15 protein-coding genes are annotated in these 17,150 nt (G+C 64.0%); 11 read left to right on the top strand and 4 right to left on the bottom strand.

What is annotated here, in order from left to right; genetic code table 11:
• Positions 1-203 precede the first annotated feature (203 nt).
• From ACFWB0_RS00435 to ACFWB0_RS00390, 10 genes are all read left to right on the top strand, one after another.
• Positions 204-1,703, top strand: coding sequence for an aldehyde dehydrogenase family protein (locus ACFWB0_RS00435; RefSeq protein WP_378488444.1), 1,500 nt, complete (start codon positions 204-206; stop codon positions 1,701-1,703).
• Entirely contained in the window at positions 1,700-2,905 is a 1,206-nt protein-coding gene (locus ACFWB0_RS00430; RefSeq protein ID WP_378488443.1) for a CaiB/BaiF CoA transferase family protein, read from the top strand. Before ACFWB0_RS00435 ends, ACFWB0_RS00430 begins: the two co-directional genes overlap by 4 nt.
• 33 nt (positions 2,906-2,938) lie before the next feature.
• Positions 2,939-4,138 (top strand): OB-fold domain-containing protein, encoded by a 1,200-nt coding sequence (locus tag ACFWB0_RS00425; RefSeq protein WP_378488442.1) that lies wholly within the window; start codon positions 2,939-2,941, stop codon positions 4,136-4,138.
• Positions 4,135-5,292, top strand: a complete 1,158-nt coding sequence (locus ACFWB0_RS00420; protein WP_378488441.1) for a beta-ketoacyl synthase N-terminal-like domain-containing protein — start codon at positions 4,135-4,137, stop codon at positions 5,290-5,292. The genes ACFWB0_RS00425 and ACFWB0_RS00420 overlap by 4 nt, the downstream gene beginning before the upstream one ends.
• A 269-nt stretch (positions 5,293-5,561) precedes the next feature.
• Entirely contained in the window at positions 5,562-6,515 is a 954-nt protein-coding gene (locus ACFWB0_RS00415) for an ABC transporter permease (protein WP_378488440.1), read from the top strand.
• Complete coding sequence (locus ACFWB0_RS00410; protein ID WP_378488439.1) at positions 6,512-7,414, top strand: ABC transporter permease; 903 nt, start codon at positions 6,512-6,514, stop codon at positions 7,412-7,414. The genes ACFWB0_RS00415 and ACFWB0_RS00410 overlap by 4 nt, the downstream gene beginning before the upstream one ends.
• 59 nt (positions 7,415-7,473) lie before the next feature.
• Positions 7,474-9,060 carry an ABC transporter substrate-binding protein gene (locus tag ACFWB0_RS00405; RefSeq protein WP_378488438.1) on the top strand — a complete coding sequence of 529 codons (1,587 nt, stop codon included), beginning with the start codon at positions 7,474-7,476 and terminating at the stop codon, positions 9,058-9,060.
• Between the two features lie 103 nt (positions 9,061-9,163).
• On the top strand, positions 9,164-10,102 hold the full coding sequence (locus ACFWB0_RS00400; protein ID WP_378488437.1) for an ABC transporter ATP-binding protein: 939 nt from the start codon (positions 9,164-9,166) through the stop codon (positions 10,100-10,102).
• Complete coding sequence (locus tag ACFWB0_RS00395; protein ID WP_378488436.1) at positions 10,092-11,138, top strand: ABC transporter ATP-binding protein; 1,047 nt, start codon at positions 10,092-10,094, stop codon at positions 11,136-11,138. Before ACFWB0_RS00400 ends, ACFWB0_RS00395 begins: the two co-directional genes overlap by 11 nt.
• A gap of 76 nt (positions 11,139-11,214) precedes the next feature.
• Positions 11,215-11,676 carry a pyridoxamine 5'-phosphate oxidase family protein gene (locus tag ACFWB0_RS00390; RefSeq protein WP_378488435.1) on the top strand — a complete coding sequence of 154 codons (462 nt, stop codon included), beginning with the start codon at positions 11,215-11,217 and terminating at the stop codon, positions 11,674-11,676.
• A 79-nt stretch (positions 11,677-11,755) separates the two neighbouring features.
• On the opposite strand, the gene ACFWB0_RS00385 is transcribed toward ACFWB0_RS00390, so the two are convergent.
• Genes ACFWB0_RS00385 through ACFWB0_RS00370 form a run of 4 tightly spaced genes read right to left on the bottom strand, consistent with a single transcriptional unit; the run spans position 11,756 to position 16,268 of the window.
• Positions 11,756-12,046: a DUF3263 domain-containing protein gene (locus ACFWB0_RS00385; protein WP_378488434.1), complete on the bottom strand. Its 291-nt coding sequence runs from the start codon at positions 12,044-12,046 to the stop codon at positions 11,756-11,758.
• A 34-nt stretch (positions 12,047-12,080) separates the two neighbouring features.
• Entirely contained in the window at positions 12,081-13,508 is a 1,428-nt protein-coding gene (locus ACFWB0_RS00380; RefSeq protein ID WP_378488433.1) for a FadD3 family acyl-CoA ligase, read from the bottom strand.
• Positions 13,505-14,686, bottom strand: coding sequence for an amidohydrolase family protein (locus ACFWB0_RS00375; protein WP_378488432.1), 1,182 nt, complete (start codon positions 14,684-14,686; stop codon positions 13,505-13,507). The genes ACFWB0_RS00380 and ACFWB0_RS00375 overlap by 4 nt, the downstream gene beginning before the upstream one ends.
• A gap of 31 nt (positions 14,687-14,717) precedes the next feature.
• Positions 14,718-16,268 (bottom strand): AMP-binding protein, encoded by a 1,551-nt coding sequence (locus ACFWB0_RS00370; protein ID WP_378488431.1) that lies wholly within the window; start codon positions 16,266-16,268, stop codon positions 14,718-14,720.
• 163 nt (positions 16,269-16,431) lie between these two features.
• On the opposite strand from ACFWB0_RS00370, the gene ACFWB0_RS00365 reads away from it, so the two are divergent.
• A complete protein-coding gene (locus ACFWB0_RS00365; protein WP_378488430.1) occupies positions 16,432-17,148 on the top strand; it encodes an enoyl-CoA hydratase/isomerase family protein in 717 nt (238 codons plus the stop codon).
• The last annotated feature ends 2 nt before the right edge of the window (positions 17,149-17,150 follow it).

Below are 17,150 nucleotides of genomic sequence, written 5' to 3'. Positions count from 1 at the left end.
TCCAGATGCGAGAACCATACTCTCGTTCGATTGAGGGTTGCAAGACCGGATTTGTCCGGGTCCAGCTCTCGACTCCCCGGTCTTTCAGGTGGCGTGAATCACGTTACGGGGTAGGCGTGAGTCGGTTCGCTTGGTACAGTCGCGTCCAACAGATCTCTGATTCTCAGATGCGAGAATATTATTTCCACCAGTGAGGAGACGGAATGTCACCGCAGGACAACGGGTCGACCGCAGTAGTCGACGGCGCTACATCGACGGGCGTGACGAAACCCCTGCTCATCGACGGCGAACTGATCACGCTCGACAAGACCTTCCCGTCCTACAATCCTGCGACCGGTGAGCTGTACGGTCACGCTCCGGATGCCGGCGTCGACGAAGCCGAAGCTGCAATTGCCGCCGCACGACGTGCGTTCGACACGACCACCTGGTCGACCGACGTCGAATTCCGCATCAAGTGCCTGGATCAGCTGCATCAGGCGTTCCAGGACCACAAGGAAGAGCTTCGGGAGATTCTGATCGCGGAGGTCGGCGCGACCTTCATCTCCACCCATGCCAATCAACTCGAGGCGCCCATCGGGATCATCAAGTACTACGCCGATCTCCTGCGCGGGTACTCGTTCGAAGAAGACAAGCCCGAGATCGAGATCCGCGGGCAGAAGCACCGGCGCTGGGTCGGAAAGGAAGCGGCAGGCGTCGTCTCGGCGATCACCGCGTACAACTACCCGGTGCAGCTTGGGCTGGCCAAGCTGGCACCGTCCCTCGCTGCCGGGTGCACCGTGGTCCTCAAGGGCGCTCCCGATACACCGCTCATCACCAATGCCATAGGCGAGCTCATCCAGAAGTACACCGACATCCCCGCGGGTGTCGTGAACATCCTGTCGTCGTCGGGAATCCCCGTCGGCGAGGTCCTGACCACCCACCCGGACGTCGACGTAGTGACGTTCACGGGATCCACACCGGTCGGCGCGCAGATCATGGCTGCGGCTGCAGCAACGATGAAGAAGGTGTTCACCGAGCTGGGTGGAAAGTCGGCTCTGATCGTGCTCGAGGACGCAGATCTGGCGACCGTCGCCCAGTTCGCTGCTTTCAGTATCTGCTCGCACGCCGGCCAGGGTTGCGCGCTGACCTCACGCCTTCTCGTGCCGCGCGACAAGCACGACGAGATCGTCGCGGCCATTGCAACGATGATGGCCAACGTGCCGTTCGGCGATCCGACGAACCCGAAGATCTACATGGGACCGCTCATCAGCGCGAAGCAGCGCGACAAGGTCGACGGACTCGTGCAGCGCGCGATTGCGGCTGGTGCCACGCTGGCAGCCGGCGGCAAGGCCGTCGACCCCGGCTACTTCTACGAGCCCACCCTGGTCGCGAACGTCGATCCGTCGAGCGAGATCGCCCAGGAAGAGGCGTTCGGTCCGGTCCTCGCTGTGATCCCGTTCGATGACGAAGAAGACGCCGTCCGGATCGCCAACGACTCGAAGTACGGTCTGTCGGGCGGCATTCTCACCGCCGACGACGATCGCGGAATCGCAATCGCTCGCCGCATCCGCACCGGCAGCTTCGGTATCAACGGCGGCAACTACTTCAGCCCCGATATGCCCTTCGGCGGCTACAAGCAGTCGGGCCTCGGCCGCGAAATGAGCCATGAGGGTCTGGAGGAGTTCCTCGAAACCAAGTCGTACGCTCTGGCGGTCAAGTCGTGAGGCCGCTCGAAGGCATCCGCGTCCTCGAGGTCGCGATGTACGGGTTCGTTCCCTCTGCGGGTGCAGTGCTCGCTGAGTGGGGCGCCGACGTCATCAAGGTCGAGCACGCCGTCACCGGTGATCCGCAGCGTGGTCTCCGTCAGATCGGTCCGATGCGTGTCGAGGGCGACCCGAATCCCAATGTCGAACACGCGAATCGCGGAAAGCGCAGCATCGGCCTGGACATGAGCACGCCCGAGGGCAGGGAACTTCTCCACGACCTCGCCCGCAACTGCGATGTGTTCCTGACGAGCTTCCTCCCGCAGGCCCGCACGAAATTCGGTATCGACGTCGACGATATCCGGGCCGTGAACCCGAAGGTGATCTACGCGCGCGGAAGTGCGCTCGGTCCACGTGGCGAGGAGTCCGACAAGGGCGGCTACGACATGACCGCCTTCTGGGCGCGAGGAGGCATCGCTGCCACACTCACCCCGCCGGGCACCGAAGGCATGATCACCCCTCCGGGACCGGCGTTCGGCGACACCATCTCCGGCACGAACCTCGCGGGCGGCATCTCGGCGGCACTGTTCAAGCGTGAACGCACCGGTGAGCCGTCGATCGTCGACGTGTCGTTGCTCGGCAGCGGTGTGTGGGCGATGGGCCACGGGATCGCGCTATCGGTGCACATGCAGGACCACATGGTGGCGCCTGTGCCCGGCGGACACGGCGCGCTCACCAACCCGCTGTCCGGGTTGTACGAGACCGCGGACGGACGATTCCTGTCGTTCGTGATGCTGCAACCGACGAAGTACTGGGCGGAGGTGTGCACGCTCATCGAGCGCCCCGAACTGATCGACGATCCCCGATTCATCGGTGCGGAGCAGATTGCCGCACACACCGCAGAAGCCGTGGAACTCCTTCGTGAGGCGATCCGCAGTCGCACGCTCCCCGAGTGGACCGAGCGCTTCGGAAGCCTCTCCGGTCCGTGGGCGCCCGTGCAGGACTCTCTGCAGGTGGCGAGCGACCCCCAGGTCCGGGCGAACGAGTACATCATCAAGGCCGGTGAGCTCGAATTGGTCAGCAATCCCGTCCAGTTCGATGTCACCGCCCCGTCGTCGGGAGCGGCACCCGAATTCGCCGCTCAGACAGAGGAAGTCCTACTCGAGCTCGGGCTCGACTGGGATCGCATCATCGCCCTCAAGGCTGCCGGCGCAGTCACCTAGTTCGGCAGTCGTCCAGTTCGTCGGGAGAGCCCCATGCCATACATCGCTTCGATCGGTACGTACCTGCCATGCTGGGGTACACGTGACTCCCGGGTTCCAGGAGACGACGAGGACGCGATCACGCTTGCTGTCGAAGCAGGTCGCGCCGCACTCGAATCGGGAGGTTCGGTCGAGTACGTCGTACTCGTGAGCCGCGACCTTCCGCTCACGGAGAGCAGCAATGCCGCGGTGCTCCTCGCCGGACTCGGGCTCGATCCCGAGCTCGAGGTCGTCGAGCGATTGGGTGGGGCTCCCGCGACACTGGACGCACTCGGCTCCGCCAGACCCCGAACACTCGTGATCGGGGTCGACATCGACGCTGCCGGCGCGGCGGCTGCGCTCACCGCAGAACGTGGATTGCAGGTGCGCACTGCCGCGCGGGTATCGCGGAGCCTGCCGGTCCGCACCCGGAACAGTTCGGGAGACGTCCACGATTACGGAGATCCGCGACTGCTCAAGAAACGCGGCTATCTCGCGTCCCTCGCAACGGCATGGGTGGATACGCCCGTGGTCGTGGCGGGTGTGGGGCACAAGGAAGCAGCACCGCTCGCCGGTGACCCGGTGACGCTTCCCACCACCGGCGCGAGTTCCAGTCTGTTCGCGTTGGCGGCCATGGCGGAAGCCTCGACGACCGGACCGCTGGTAGGGATCGAACAGGCGAGTCTGTCGGGGATCACGGTGGCGGACGGCTCGGCCTCGGTCCTTCGCCGGGAGCGAGCCCCGCAACCCCTGCCCGAATCCGACCGGCTCGCGACCGGTGAGATCCCGATCTCCCTTGCCGCGTACGAGCGGGCCTTCGAGGCGAAGGTCCGGTGGGAAGCGGGAAAGTTCTCCGACAGCGACGAGCTGGACTTCCCACCCCGGTACCGGGTGGACCGCGACGGAAAGCTGAAGACCGACTACATCTTCGTCGAACTTCCGCGTACCGGCGTCGTCTACACCGAGGTGACCGTGCACGTACCGGTGCCCGGCCTGACGACTCCGTACACACTCGTGATCGTCGAACTCGACGATGTGGAAGTGCGGGCGCTGGTGCGGGTCACCGGGGTCGAAGCGGGCACGGTCGACATCGGTGACCGGGGCAGGCTGGTGCTCAGACGAGTGGCCGTCCGCTCGGGTGTGCCCGATTACGGCTATGCATTCGAGCCCGACATCGCGGGCACGGACGGTGCAGGAACGGAGGAGGCGGCATGAGGAACGTAGCGATTGTCGGTGCGGGCATGACACCGTTCGCGGAACATTTCGCGTTGGGTATCAGAGACCTGCTGCCGATGGCGTTCTCCGAGTGCGCCGCGAGCATCGACAAGGGGCTCGACCTCTCGGATCTGCAGGCGGCCTGGTTCGGCTCGATGGGTACCTCCGACGGTTTCCCGTCGGGGATTCTCGCCGACACTCTGGGACTGCGCGACATCCCGGTCACCCGCGTCGAGAATTCGTGCGCAACCGGACATGATGCGATACGAAATGCCATGTTCGGCATAGCATCCGGTGCCTACGACGTCGCGCTCGTCATGGGGGCCGACAAGCTCCGTGAGACGGCGTCGAAGGGCATGCTGTGGGAGTGGGAGGCGATGTCTCGCGACATGGCCTGGGATTACCCGCTCGGGCTCGCGCAGGCGGGATTCGCGCTGCACGTGCGCAGATACCTGCACGAATCGCCGGCGACCCGCGAACACATGGCGATGGTCGCGGTCAAGAACCACCACAATGCGATGAACAACCCCAAGGCCTGTCGACGATTCGAGCTCACCGTCGAAGAGGCGCTCGCCGCGGACACCGTCGTCACCCCTTTCGGGGTCTACGACTGCGCACCGCAGAGCGACGGCGCCGCGGCGCTGGTTCTGGTCGCCGAGGATGTGGTCGACAGATTCACCGACCGTCCGGTGTGGATACGTGGGAGCGGCGTAGGACTTGATTCCGTTATGCACCAGCACAAGCGCGACATGACGTCCTTCCCCGCGACCGTGCGCGCGGCGAAGCAGGCCTTTGCGATGGCCGGGCTCACTCCGTCCGACATCGACGTGGCGGAGGTGCACGACTACTTCACGGGTATCGAGTTGATCAGCTACGAGGATCTCGGGTTCGCCGAGAAGTTCGAGGCGTTCAAACTCATCGAGTCCGGTGGTACGGACGTCGGAGGACCGCTACCCGTCAACCCCAGCGGAGGGCTCAACACCAAGGGGCACCCCCCGGGCGCCACCGGAGTCGCTCAGTGCGTCGAACTGTTCGAGCAACTGCGTGGCGACGCTGTCAACCAGGTGGACGGAGCTCGGATCGGGCTGGCACACAATGTGGGAGGGCCTACTGCCGTTGCGGCCGTGACGATCCTGGAGGCGGCAGCCGGCTGATGATCAGCACGGGAACCCGCGTACACGCAACTGTGGCGCGGGTTTTCGTCGCGCCGGGGGCCCTTGTCATGATGTCCGTTGTGTCCGGATCGGCCAAATGTTGCCGGGGTGCAAGATTGCCGTTCTGTAAATTGAACAAATAGATTCTTAATTCTGCGAACTGATATTGCCGTCAGCGCGAGAACGTCCTACTGTGGGAGCGGTCACAAGTTCTTCGTCTCTTGTTCTGGGCGGCACGATTCCGGTATCGCGATGAAAGTTGAGTTCGGATGATTTCCACGGTTTCCAAACGGGTGGGGCGCAGCATCCTGGTTGTCCTGCTGGTCACGATTGCGGTCGTCGCCCTGCTCAGTTTCGCGCCGGGATCGGTCGCCCAGGTGATTCTGGGTGAGAACGCCACGCCCGAAGCGGTCGCGCAGATGAACTCCGAACTCGGCCTGGATCAACCGTTCTGGGTCCGGTACTTCGACTGGCTGGGCAATGCAGTGCGCGGCGACCTCGGGACTTCCCCGCTGACCGGACAATCGGTGAGTGAGGCGATCGTCGAGCGTCTCCCCGTCACGCTGCAGCTCGCGGCCATGGGCCTGATCATCGCGCTGGCCGTCTCCCTCGTGATGGGCATCGTCTCGGCGTCGCGTCCGGGAAGCAAGGTCGACCGGGGTATCAACGCCCTGTCCGCTGTGTTCCTCTCGGTGCCGGCCTTCATCGCCGGTCCGGTGCTGATCTACTTTCTCGCCATTCAGATGCAGATCTTCCCGGTGATGGGCTGGTCGCGGATAAGCGAAGGTCTCGGCGACAACCTGCGCGGCGCGATCCTGCCAGCGATCGCGATCGCGCTCACCGAGATTGCCGCATTCCACCGACTGCTGCGTACCGACCTCATCGGCACACTTCGCGAGGACTTCGTGGCGTCGGCGCGAGCCAAGGGGATGCCCTCCTGGTACGTGATGCTCCGGCACGCGCTGCGGCCGTCGTCCTTCTCGCTCATCACGGTTGCGGGCATCAACCTCGGACGCTTGATCGGCGGCACCGTGATCGTCGAAACACTCTTCGGTCTACCGGGGTTGGGGCAGTTGGTTGCCTCGTCCATCACATCACGTGACGTCATCATGGTGCAGGGCATCGTCGTCTTCATCGCGGTCGTGTACGTCGGTATCAACACCCTCGTCGACCTCAGCTACCAAGTCATCGACCCGCGGGTCAGGAAGGTGGTCGGAGCATGACGCAGGTCGCGCTCGAGAAGCGCGGGGGCGACATCCCCGCAGGAAGCACCGCCGCGACGCTACCAGACGTCCCGGTCGTCAAGAAGCAGCGTTCGATCCTGGTCTACCTGTCGATCGTCTGGCTCGTGATCATCATCGGTGCCGCGATCTTCGCGGGCCTGCTTCCCATTGCGCCCTACGACATTCCGATCGGATCGCCTCGGCTGTCTCCGTCGTTCGAGTCGTTCGACCTGCTCCTGGGAACCGATACGCTCGGCCGATCGATGCTGTCGCGCATCGTCTACGGTGCGCAGGTCTCGCTCGTCATCGGTGCAGTCGCAGGCTTGACCGGATTCGTGCTCGGATCCTTCTTCGGTCTGATCTCCGGCTACTTCGGCAAGAAGCTCGACTCCGTGATCACCTTGATCACCGATGCCATGCTCGCGTTCCCCCCGCTGATCCTGCTCCTCGCGCTGGCGTCCATCCTGACCCCGAGCGTATCGACCATGCTGTTGGGTCTGGGCTTGATGGCCGTTCCGTCGTTCATCAGATTGTCGCGCGCGAATACGTTGTCGTGGTCGTCGCGTGAATTTGTCAGGGCTGCAAAGAATATGGGTGCCGGTAACGGCCGCATCCTGTTCAAGGAGATCACGCCGAACGTGATCGCGCCCCTCGCGTCCTACCTGCCCATCGTGATGGCGGCGCTGATCGTCGCGGAAGGTTCGCTCAGCTTCCTCGGCCTCGGCATTCCGCCGCCACAACCGAGCTGGGGCGGGATGATCAACGACGGCAAGGACGCGCTGTCCACGTCGCCTCACCTGGTGATGGTTCCCTCACTCGTCATCTTCTTCACGGTATTCGGCCTCAATCAGGTAGGCGATTTCCTCCGCACCAAGTACGACCGCACACTGCACGACTGAGATCACCTCAGCGCGCCGGGTCGTAGTTCCGAAGTATGAAAAAGCATGAGAGGTCGAGAATGATCCGACACAGACGCATAGTGGCCGTATTCGCGGCGGCGTGCTCCGCAGCACTGGTACTGGGTGCATGCGGTTCCGGAGGAGACTCCGGGTCCGAGAACAATTCAACCGCAGCCACGGTAGAAGCGGGCGAGCCCGTTGCCGGCGGCACCGCACGTATCCTGCAGATGGGTGAACCGCGGTCTCTCGACCCCGCGGCGCTTTCCAACACGTGGCCGCATCAGCCGCTTCTGGGCAACGCTCTGTACGGCACCCTGCTGGTCACGAACAACGACACGTTCGAGCTCGAATACAAGATGGCGACCGACTTCTCGACCGAAGACGGCGGCAAAACCTTCACCCTCACCCTCCAGTCCGACCTCGTCTTCAGCGACGGCACCCCGCTCGACGCTGCGGCAGTGAAATACAACTGGGATCGCCTCAAGGACCCCACACTGGGTTCGACGACCATCCGCCAGGCAGTCGAAGTCGAGTCGACCGAGGTGGTCGACCCGTTGACGATGCGCGTCACGATGGTCGAGCCGAATCCGCAGTTCGGTCAGGCTCTCGTTGCGGGTGCCCTCAACTGGGTTGCATCACCGGCGGCGCTCGAACAAGGACGTGAGTCGTTCGATCGGAATCCGATCGGTGCGGGCCCGTTCACCCTGGTGAACTGGGCCAGGCAGGACGCAGTCGAACTCGAGAAGAATCCGCAGTACTGGGATGCACCCAAGCCGTACCTCGACAGTCTGACAGTTCGCACGGTGGCCGATGCCAACCAGAGATCGAACACGATGACCACCGGCGGTGCCGATCTGACTGCGGAGACCAGCTGGACGAATGTCAACAAGGCCGACGCCGCGGGGCTCCAGTACGTCGTGACGTCGACCGGCGGTGGCCAGTTCGCCGGCATGAACCAGCGGCGTGCGCCGTTCGACGATGAGCGCGCCCGGCGTGCAGTATCACTCGCCGTCGATCTCGAGGCCGTCAACACCGTGGTCTACAACGGTGAGGGCGAAGTACCCACCTCGTTCTTCCCCGAGGACTCGCCGTTCTATGCGGATATTCCGCTCGGTGAGACGAACGTCGAAGAGGCACAGGCGCTGTTCGACGAACTCGCAGCAGAAGGCAAGCCGGTCGAGTTCACCTTCCTGTCGTACCCGACGACCGAGAGCCGCGTCCTGGCCGAGGCGATCCAGGCGCAGCTCAGCGCCTTCGAGAATGTGGAGATGAACGTCGAGGTCACCGACTTCGCCGCGGTGACTGCGCGTGCGGGTGCCCGCGATTTCGACATGCTCATCTCGTCCGCGGTCACTCAGGATCCGGATTACGCACTGTCGATGGCGTTCACATCGGACTCCACCGGAAACTTCATGGGCGTCGACAATCCGGAACTCGATGCTGCGCTCGAACGCGGCCGGTTCGGCGCGACCCAAGAAGAGCGCAAGGCGGCCTACGACGAGGTGCAGCAGATCCTTGCCGAATCGGTGGTGGGTCTCTGGTACACGCGAGCGTTGCCATCGGTGACGTTCAGCGAGGACACGCACGGGGTGCAGCTTTTCAGCCTCGGCTCGACCCTGCCTGAAGAGCTCTGGATCAGTAACTAGCCGACACGACCGAAAGGGCCGGCTCGCCGTGAATGCTCAGCCGCTTCTCGAAGTGAGAAATCTACGTGCCTACATCGGCACGCCGCGAGGCACCGTCCGTGCAGTGGACGATGTGTCGCTGAACCTGGACTCCGGACAGGCGCTGGGTATCGTCGGCGAGTCCGGTTCCGGTAAATCGGTCATGGCCCGCGCGATCATGGGTCTGATGCCGCCGCGATCAGGTCGCTCGGGCGAGGTCACCTTCCAGGGACGCGATCTGCTGTCCCTGAGCAAGAAGGAGAAGCTGGAGATCTGGGGAAGCCAGATTGCCATGGTCTTCCAGGATCCCGGCCGGTCCCTCAACCCTGTTGTGCGGGTGGAGCGTCAGCTCACCGAGGGAATGCGACGACACCTCGGCGTGAGTAAGTCCGAGGCACACGATCGCGCACTGAAGCTCCTGGACGAAGTGGGTGTGCCCGATCCGGAACGCCGCCTGAGGAACTATCCACACGAGATGTCCGGCGGCATGCGCCAGCGCGTGATGCTGGCGATCGCCTTGGCGTGTGAGCCGGATCTTCTGATCGCGGACGAACCGACCACGGCCTTGGATGTGACCGTGCAGCGGCAGATCCTCGATCTGCTCCGCCGCGTCCAACGCGACCGGAACATGGCGATGATGCTCATCAGCCACGACCTCGCCGTCGTCGCCGGTCGTACCGACCGGGTGGCTGTCATGTACTCGGGTCGTCTCGCGGAGATCGGGTCCACGCGCGAAGTGTTCGACGCGCCGATGCATCGCTACACCCATGCGCTTCTGGGCGCGACACCGTCGATCGATCACGAGAGGCATTCACCTCTGCGTCTGATCGAAGGGTCGCTTCCCGACCCGACGTCACCCCCGGAAGGCTGCAGGTTTGCTCCTCGCTGTGCGCACGCGGAGGACGCATGCTCTTCTGCGCCGATCGAACTCGAATCCTTCGGCGTCGATCACGACGTCGCGTGCGTGAACCCCGTCCAGGTTCCGGTGGGGTCTGTATCCGGAGGTGAATCACATGGCAGGTAGTGGTACCGCGCATCTACGCGGCGACGAAGCATTGCTTTCGGTGCAGGATCTCGTCGTCGAATACCCGTCGAAGGCCGGCACGGTGCAGGCGGTGTCGAAGATCAGTTTCGACCTGCTACCCGGCGAGACACTGGGCATCGTCGGAGAATCGGGATGTGGGAAGTCGACCACCGGTCGTGCCGTTCTGCGACTCGATCGCGTGACGGCGGGCCGGATCAGGTTCGGTGATGAGTGGATCGAGAACGTGAGCGAGAAGCACATGCGCTCGCTGCGCCGCGACATGCAGATGATCTTCCAGGACCCGGTGTCGTCGCTCAATCCGCGTCGCGCGGTCAAGGACATCGTCGTCGAGGGCATGACCGTCGCTGGAGCGGATGCCGCGGAGCGCGAGAAGAAGTCTGCATCGATGCTCGAGCAGGTCGGACTTCCCGGCGACCGGTTCGCGGAGATCCTTCCCCGTCAGTTGTCCGGTGGCCAGGCACAGCGTGTCGCGATCGCACGTGCACTCGCACTCGGGCCACGCCTGCTGATCTGCGACGAACCGGTTTCGGCGTTGGACGTCTCGGTTCAGGCTCAGATCCTCAACCTCATCGAAGAACTCAAGGCGGAGTTCGACCTGACGGTTGTGTTCATCGCCCACGATCTCGGTGTGGTCCGCACTGTGAGCGACAACGTGATGGTGATGTATCTCGGCAAGGTCTGCGAGTTCGGCGACTCCATCGAGCTCTACGACGACCCCGCGCATCCCTACACCCGCGCACTGCTGGACTCTGTCCCGTTGACCGACCCAGACAAGGCTTTCGCCGGGCCGGCGCTGGCGGGTGATGTGCCGTCGCCGCTCTCCCCGCCGACGGGATGTCGTTTCCGGACACGCTGCCCGCACGCGCAGGAGCGATGCGAGAAGGAAGAACCGGAAATGCGGGAGGTGCGACCGGGACAGTACGCGGCATGTCACTTCCCACTGCCGTCCGTCCTGGGACGTAAGAATCTGTTCGAGGTCGAGAACATCGACCTCGACAAGGCAGAAGCGTCGTAGGAACTGGCCATGCGAACTGTAGGTGTGGTCAGGCGCGGGATCTTCTCGCAGGGGCCGAACAGTATTGGAGACCGATATGGGCGAGCAACGACGAGGTACCGCGATCGCGATGTCCGACGACGAGCGCGACGAGTTCCTGCGGAATCAGCCGGTGTGCCGGGTTGCGACCGTCGGCACGGGTGGACCCCACCTGAGTGCACTGTGGTACGTCTGGGACGGAAAGGCGTTGTGGCTCAACTCACTTGTCCGTAGTCAACGTTGGGCCGACATCGATCGCGATGCGCGGCTTGCTGTGATCATCGATGACGGAGGTGCCGACTTCATGAGCCTTCGGGGTGTGGAGCTACGCGGGCGCGCAGTGATGGTCGGTGAAGCGCCGCGGCGAGGCGACGATATCGACGAACTCGCCGAACCCGAGCGGCTTTTCGCCGGGAAATATGCCGGCGGACGCGATTTCTCCTACGACGGCAGGCACGCGTGGTTGAAGCTCGAGCCGACGAAGATCGTGAGCTGGGATTTCAGCAAAATGCGCAAGTGACGGCCGTACAAGCTGGGCGATGTGCCTGGCCCACACCAGGCGTTGCTCCGGCACGGGAAGACCGTGCCGGAGCAACGTGTCAGGCCGAGAGCCTGCTGAGCGGGTGCTGTGGCGAGACGAACTTCGTCCGATCGCGGTCGGCGACCGATCGGATGTCGATCGCGCCGATGCGCTCGTCGCAGACCTTGACGAGTTGATCGAGGATCTCCGGGTCGAGCCGATTCCACCGGTCCCGTGTCAGGAGCACGCGTAGCCTGTGGAAGAACTCCGGTGGGGTGATGCCGAACTCGACGAAGATATCTTCATCGGGTCCGCCGTTCCAATGCCTCCACTTCAAGGCGAAGGCCAGCATTGCAGCTTCGTCTCTCATCGTGCCTCCTCCTCTGGTGCGGTGGTGATTCGACCTACCGCAGTTGGTCTTTCATGACTTTTCCGGTGGCGCCGAGTGGCAGCGCATCGAGGTACTCGACGAAGCGGGGTGCTTTGAACCCCGCCATGCGTTCGCGGCTCCAGGCGATCAGGTCGGCAGCAGGCACCGGAGCGCGCGAGACGACGAATGCCTTGCCTACCTGGCCGAGTCGCTCGTCGGGGACGCCGATGACGGCAACCTGGTCGACGGCGGGATGCTCGAGCAGAAAACCTTCGATCTCCGCGGGGTAGGCGTTGAAGCCCCCGACGATGAACATGTCCTTCTTGCGTCCGACGATGCGGAGCCGTCCTTCGGGGTCGAGCGTGCCGAGATCGCCGGTGTGCAGCCAGCCGTGGGTATCGATCGCCTCGGCGGTGCCCTGCGGATCGTCGAGATAGCCTTGCATGACGTTGTAGCCGCGGATGAGTACTTCACTGTCGTCGGCGATTCGGATCTCGATGCCGTCGCACGGCTTTCCGACCGTGGTGGCGATCTGCTCGAACGTGTCGCCGCGACGCGACGCGGTTGCCGTCCCGCCTTCGCTCAGGCCGTAGCCCGTCATGATCGTCTCGAACGGTAGTTCCTTGCTGATTCTCCGGATGAGCTCGACCGGAATGTCGGCGGAACCTGTGACGGCGGCGCGTAGCGACGAGATGTCGTGCGCGGTAGGAGTGGTCAGCAGCGATTGGTAGAGCGTCGGGGGGCCCGGCAGCATCGTGACCTTCTCGCGTTCGACGAGTTCGAGCACCCGGTCGACGTCGAGGACAGGAATCGGCAGGACCGTGGCGCCGCGGATCATCGATGCGATCAGACCGGCCTTGTAACCGAACATGTGGAAGAACGGATTGACGATCATGTAGCGGTCGCCCTGGCGCAGATCGGCGAGATCGCACCATTCCGAGAACATCCGCAGGGTCTGTCGATGGTTCATCATGACGCCCTTGGGGCGACCGGTGGTACCCGAGGTGTACATGATGTCGGCGATGTCGTCGCCATGCACTTTCACCTCGAACGGTTCTCCGCTGGAGAGGAAGTCGGACTTCAGATCGAACACCGGTACGGGCTCGGCGACCGTGAAATCCTGTCCGAGGAAACCTTTCTGGACGAGCACCGCCTTCGCCCCGCTCCGGCGGATGATGTCGGCGGCTTCGTCCTCCCGATAGCGGGTGTTGATCGGGACGAGGACTCCGCCTGCGGTGAGCAGGCCGAACGCGGCAATTGCCCATTCGGCCGAGTTGGGACCCCAGATCGCCACCCGATCGCCCTTGCGGATGCCGGCGTCGGCGAAAGCACCCGCGGCTCGACGGATCCGGTCGGTGAGATCGGTGAAGGTGATCCGGAGGTCCCCGTCGACGACCGCTTCGGCACTGCCGAAGCGGTCGCCCGAACTCAGGACCATCTCGGGGATGGTCTGCCAGTTCATACCTTCAGGAGCCTCGCAAGGTTGCCACCCATGACCAACTTCTGATCTTCGAGGGGGAGGTGCTGGATGTGGCTGATGTAGGTGGTGGGCTCGGCCAGGCCCTCCGGGTGCGGGTAGTCGGAACCGAACAGCACGCGCTCCGCACCGATGAGGGCGGTGAGCTTGCTGAAGTCCTCTTCCCAGAACGGGCTGACGTGGATGCTCTTCTTGATCGCCGCCACCGGGTCCTGCATGCCGAAGCCTTCGGGTGCCTTCTTGAAGGTGTCTTCGAGGGTCTGCAGCACGTGCGGGAGCCAGGATGCGCCGTTCTCGATGACCGCGATCCGCAGTTCGGGGAAGCGGAAGAGCGCACCGTGGCACACCCAGGAGCAGACCGCGTCCTGGATCGGGCGCCACTCGCTGACCATGCGGAACGCGTTGGTCACGAACGGGAGCATCTCCGCGCCCGTACCGTCCCACTCCTGGTTGTAGCGGGCGTAGCCGCTGTCGGAGGAGTGCTGGGTGACCAGGACGTCGAGCTCGACGACACGCTTCCAGAACGGGTCGAACTCGGGGAGCGCGAACGACCGCGGCCCCTTGAATCCGGGCACCGGTGCGGGGCGCACGAGGATGGCCTTCGCGCCACGCTCGACACACCACTCGAGCTCTTCGATCGCCTTCTCGACGATAGGCAGGCTGATGACGGGAACTGTGTAGATGCGGTCCTTGTAGTTGAATCCCCAGGTCTCGTACAGCCACTGGTTGAGCGAGTGGACGACGGCGTGGATCAGATCCGGATCGTCGCGCATGCGCTCTTCGACGAGGCTGGCGAGCGTCGGGAACATCAGGGTGCGCTCGATCTGGAGCTCGTCCATCAGCTCGAGACGTGCGGCCGGCTCACGGAACGCCGGGATCGACTTCATCGGCTTGCCGAAGATCTCCCGCTTGCTCTTACCTTCGGGATTCCCGTTCTTGAAGTAATCCTCCATCGCACCGGGCCGGGCGACGACCTCGAAGGTGGGGTTGGGGATGTACTCGCTGATCTGATTCCGGATCGCGATCTTGGTGCGTCCTTCGACCTGGACGTACTTGATCGCACCCTTGTACTTGTCCGGGAGGAACTTCGTCAGCGCCTCTTCGGTCTCGTACAGGTGGTTGTCCGCGTCGAACAGCTGGTACGGCAACTCTTTCGCTGTCATCAGAAATGCTCCTTCTCTCGTTGTGAGAATACTATTCTCTTCCGTTGCGCGCCGCAATGTCCTTTCGGACCAAGAACTTCTGGATCTTGCCGCTTGCGGTGCGCGGGAAGTCTGCGATCTCGTGCAGTTCCTCCGGCCACTTCTGCTTCGCGACCCCCGCCTGCGCGAAGTGCGACCGCACGTCGTCGAGGGTGGGCAAGGTGTGCCCCGGATGCAGTCTCAGGACCGCCGCGGCGTGCTCACCGAGGCGCTCGTCGGGGGCGGAGACGACCGCGGCCTCCGCGACCGACGGAAGGGCGAGCAGCACTTCTTCCACCTCGAGGGCGCTGATGTTTTCGCCGCCGCGGATGATGAAGTCCGCCTTGCGGTCGGTGATGGTGAGATAGCCGTCGTCGTCGAGCACTCCGATATCACCGGTGTGGTACCAGCCCTCGTCGTCGAACGCCTTCGCAGTGAGGGCCGGGTCGGTGTAGCCGGCGCACAGGTCCGGTCCGCGGCTGAGGATCTCGCCGTCGTCGGTCAGCCGGATCTCCACGCCCGGTGTCGGGTTGCCGTCGGTGTAGAGCCGCTTGTCCTCGGGAGCGGTCGACAACGAGCTCGTGATCGACGGGTGTTCGGTGCTGCCGTACGCGCGGAAGACCGTGATGCCGTAGTCGGCGAGCCTGCGTGTCACCGTGGCCGGAACCGTGGACCCGCCGAGCCCTGCGTACTTCATGAACGGGATGTGCCGCTCGGGGGAGAAGTCGGGATGATCGACGAGGCTCGTCATGAAGTAGGTGGCACCGCCGCCCACCACGAGCGCGTCGCTTTCCATGAGTTCGAGCGCCCGCTCGGGGTTCCAGACGTCCAGCAGATTGATGGGGCTGCCGTCGAGAACCGGGATGAGGAAGGCATTGACCATGCCGATGAAGTGGCCGACCGGCGCGGCGGTCAGTTGCTTGCCCCGGTCGGCGGGGTAGCGCGCGGAGAGCTGACGCGTCTCGCATCCGATACTCCGATGGCTGTGGATCACGCCCTTGGGATTGCTCGTGGTGCCGGAGGTGAATGCGAGCAGGGCGGGGCCCGCTGTGTCCGCGGGCAACACGCCCTCGAACGGCTCGTCGTCGAGCAGGTCCTCGAACGAATCCTGTCCCACGACACCGACGATCGGGATGTCTGCGCACAGGTCGGGTTGGAACTCCATGTTGCCGAAGCGTTCCGCGCTCACGAACGCCTTGGGCTTCGCCTCACCCAGAATGTAGGAGAGTTCCTTGCGCCCGTAGAAGTGGACGATCGGCACGATCGCTGCGCCGAGGAACGACGATGCCCAGAAAACCGCCGCGGCCTCCATCCAGTTGGGAAGCTGGAATGCGACCGTGTCGCCGGGGCCCACGCCGCGCTTGTGCAGGCCGGACGCGAGCCGCCGTGCCATGAGGTCGACGTCTGCGAACGTCCCCTCCCAGGGGCGTACGTCGGAGAAGACTCGGAATTCGGCGTCCGGAGCCGCTTTCAGGCCGCGGGCCAGGAGGTCGCCGAGTGTGTCGTGCGTCCACCACCCTTCGTTTTCGTAGCGTTCGACGAGCTCGGGGGGTATCTGCCGCATCTGTTGCGCTCCAGGTGGTTACGGAGCGGGTCGCTCCTGATGGTTACGGAGCCGCGCCGAGGTACACCGCGGCGTCGGCGGAGTTCCTGCCGGCTTTCACCGGCATGTGAGCATGTTATTCTCCATAGGAAAGAATTCCAATATCACCTGGGAGAATTACCCTATGGTCGAGCTCGAACTGGACGACGGATTGGCGGTCCTCACGATCGATCGTCCGCAGGCGCGCAATGCGATTTCGCTCGAGACGATGGATCGTCTCGATGAGACGCTCGACAAGGTGGGCGATGCCCGCGTGCTGGTCATCACCGGCGCAGGCGATCGCGCTTTCGTCTCCGGTGGGGACCTCAAGGAACTGGCCAAGCTGCGGACGGTGGACGAGGCCGCGGGCATGGCGCGCCGCATGCGGACGATCTGCGACCGGATCGCCGCTTTCCCCGGGCCCGTAGTTGCAGCACTCAACGGTCATGCGCTCGGAGGCGGCGCGGAGTTCGCCGTGTCGGCCGACATCCGCGTCGCTGCCCACGACATCAAGATCGGGTTCAACCAGGTCTCCCTCGCGATCATGCCGGCGTGGGGTGGGGCCGAGCGGCTCGCCGCGCTCGTGGGCCGGGGCAAGGCGCTCATGCTTGCGGGGTCCGGCACGATCCTCGGGGCCGAGGATGCTCATCGCATCGGTCTCGTCGATCAGGTGCTGCCGCGCGAATCGTTCGACGAGGGCTGGCGCTCGCTCGCACGCTCACTCGTCAACGAATCCTCGGGTTCGATCAAGCGCGTCATCTCCGGCGCGACGCCCGACGAGGCGATCGATGCGTTCGCGCAATTGTGGGTCGCCGACGCTCATTGGGAAGCCGCAGACAAGGTGATGAACCGCGGAAAATGAGG

The organism is Rhodococcus sp. NPDC060086 (assembly GCF_042730275.1).
Lineage (GTDB): Bacteria > Actinomycetota > Actinomycetes > Mycobacteriales > Mycobacteriaceae > Rhodococcus.
This window is presented reverse-complemented; position numbering and strand designations above follow the sequence as displayed.

Excerpts from the sequence above, each read along its gene's own strand:
- ACFWB0_RS00425 (WP_378488442.1), top strand. The coding sequence starts at position 2,939 with ATGCCATACATCGCTTCGATCGGTACGTACCTGCCATGCTGGGGTACA.
- ACFWB0_RS00420 (WP_378488441.1), top strand. The coding sequence starts at position 4,135 with ATGAGGAACGTAGCGATTGTCGGTGCGGGCATGACACCGTTCGCGGAA.
- ACFWB0_RS00415 (WP_378488440.1), top strand. The coding sequence starts at position 5,562 with ATGATTTCCACGGTTTCCAAACGGGTGGGGCGCAGCATCCTGGTTGTC.
- ACFWB0_RS00365 (WP_378488430.1), top strand. The coding sequence starts at position 16,432 with ATGGTCGAGCTCGAACTGGACGACGGATTGGCGGTCCTCACGATCGAT.
- ACFWB0_RS00385 (WP_378488434.1), bottom strand. The coding sequence starts at position 12,046 with ATGAGAGACGAAGCTGCAATGCTGGCCTTCGCCTTGAAGTGGAGGCAT.
- ACFWB0_RS00380 (WP_378488433.1), bottom strand. The coding sequence starts at position 13,508 with ATGAACTGGCAGACCATCCCCGAGATGGTCCTGAGTTCGGGCGACCGC.
- ACFWB0_RS00375 (WP_378488432.1), bottom strand. The coding sequence starts at position 14,686 with ATGACAGCGAAAGAGTTGCCGTACCAGCTGTTCGACGCGGACAACCAC.
- ACFWB0_RS00405 (WP_378488438.1), top strand. The coding sequence starts at position 7,474 with ATGATCCGACACAGACGCATAGTGGCCGTATTCGCGGCGGCGTGCTCC.
- ACFWB0_RS00370 (WP_378488431.1), bottom strand. The coding sequence starts at position 16,268 with ATGCGGCAGATACCCCCCGAGCTCGTCGAACGCTACGAAAACGAAGGG.
- ACFWB0_RS00390 (WP_378488435.1), top strand. The coding sequence starts at position 11,215 with ATGGGCGAGCAACGACGAGGTACCGCGATCGCGATGTCCGACGACGAG.
- ACFWB0_RS00395 (WP_378488436.1), top strand. The coding sequence starts at position 10,092 with ATGGCAGGTAGTGGTACCGCGCATCTACGCGGCGACGAAGCATTGCTT.
- ACFWB0_RS00435 (WP_378488444.1), top strand. The coding sequence starts at position 204 with ATGTCACCGCAGGACAACGGGTCGACCGCAGTAGTCGACGGCGCTACA.
- ACFWB0_RS00410 (WP_378488439.1), top strand. The coding sequence starts at position 6,512 with ATGACGCAGGTCGCGCTCGAGAAGCGCGGGGGCGACATCCCCGCAGGA.